The sequence below is a fragment of the Halomonas sp. 707D4 genome (assembly GCF_024158685.1).
Taxonomy (GTDB): domain Bacteria; phylum Pseudomonadota; class Gammaproteobacteria; order Pseudomonadales; family Halomonadaceae; genus Vreelandella.
The window spans coordinates 1-1,658 of sequence record NZ_JAMZBD010000589.1 but is presented as its reverse complement, the minus strand read 5'-3'; the positions used below and the strand labels follow the sequence as shown (position 1 = coordinate 1,658).

Genomic DNA, 1,658 nt, shown 5'->3' with positions numbered 1-1,658 from the left:
GCCCTCGGTCAAGCGCACGCCCGCCGAGGGCGGCAGGTAGACGCGGGGATTCTCGATACGGCTCGGCGCAAGCGCGACGTGCTGACCTTCGGCGGTCGCCGCCGTGGCAAGCTCTGTCCATTCGATCAGCGTGCCGTTGCCCAGGCGCAGGGCGACCCCGTTCAGAACGAGTTCGCGCACTTCGAGCGCAAACGGGAAGGTGATGCGCAGCGGTGACGTCTCTTCCTGGGGAGGCTCTTCATCGGCGCCGGGGGCCAGGCGAATGTCCGCCCCGTCGACGCGCAGCGTGTCGAGGCAAAGTCTTCCCGACAGCAGGCAGTCCTGCGCCCAGCGAAGCTCCAGATCATCGATGACGATTCGCGTGCCGCCCAGTTCCAGGCGAAAGCCCTGCAGGGTGAACGCTTCAAGCAGCCCCCCGGACTGGGCCTCGTAGTTCAGATAGCCGCGCTTTTCCGCCTGGGAGAAGAGCTGCGCCGTGCCCCAGGGCGAAAGCGCGACGCCCAGCACGAGCGCGATGAGCCCGAACAGCCACAGTGGAATCAGGATCAACAGCCGTATCACGCTCCATACGCCGAGCCAGGTACGCCGTTTGGAGGAGAGCCGCTTGCGCGCGCGCGGTGACTGGGTTGCAACGTCGTTCAAGAGGCTCTCCTAGAACTCGGGGCCGATGGAAAAATGCAGACGGTAGTCGTTGTCATCGTCGTCGAAGGGGTGCGCCACGTCGAAGCGAATGGGTCCTACCGGCGAGATCCAGCGCACGCCGAGGCCGGCGCCGGTCTTCAGGTCTTCCGGGCCCCAGTCATCGAAGGCATCGCCGGTATCGACAAAGGCGGCGCCCCACCAGTCGCCGCGTACCCGGCGCTGGTACTCGAGCGTCGAGGTCAGCATCTGCTGGCCACCGCGCAGGCGCCCGTCGTCGTTGCGCGGCGACAGGCTCTCGTAGGAGTAGCCGCGCACGCTGCGATCGCCACCGGCGAAAAAGCGCAGCGACGGCGGAATCTTGTCGAAGTCGTCGGTTTCGATGGCGCCGATGCTGATACGCCCGACGAAGCGGTTGTTCGCGCCCAGCGTGCGAATCCACTCGGTATCACCGGTCATGCGGGCAAAGCGGGCGTCCGACCCCCACACCGTGTCCGAGTACTCGAGCGACAGCTGCTGACGGTCGCCCCACAGCGGAAAGCGTTGGGGTTCGGCGCGGGTGCGCGACCACTGGATGCCCGGGTAGAAGAGCCATACCTGGTCCGAGAGCCCGCCCTGGGTGAAGTCCTCGTAGGTGGTTCTGAAGTAGAGCGTCTGCACCCAATCGTTGTCGAACTGCCAGCGCCGGGCGATCTCGACGGTGCCCTCGAGGGAGCGGGTGTCGCTGTCGTCGAGGTTACGGATACCGTACTGGAGTCGATAGCTGTCGCGCAGCGGGTCGTCCAGCGGGATGTTATAGACCCCGGTGAAGCGCTGTTCCGGCGCCGAGACGTAGAGGTCGTGGTTGAGGCTATGGCCGAGGCTGTTGATCCAGGGCTGCTGCCAGCCAAAGCGCAGGCGCGGGCCCACGTCGGTGGCGTAGCCGATACCGGTCTCGAACTGATGGCGGGCGGAGGGCTCGACGGTGACGTCGATGGGCAGCCGGTTGGTGGGCGGCTGGCCGATGCTCAAGGCACTGG

The 1,658-nt window shown here is 66.3% G+C and carries 1 protein-coding gene and 1 pseudogene; both read right to left on the bottom strand.

Annotated features, from left to right (window positions below; all coding sequences use genetic code 11):
- Window positions 1–642 (bottom strand): annotated as a pseudogene (locus tag BIS11_RS16895) (translocation/assembly module TamB); the annotation flags it as partial.
- Window positions 643–651: 9 nt separating this feature from the next.
- On the bottom strand, window positions 652–1,658 hold a 1,007-nt coding region (locus BIS11_RS16890), incomplete at its 5' end, for an autotransporter assembly complex family protein (RefSeq protein WP_253586629.1).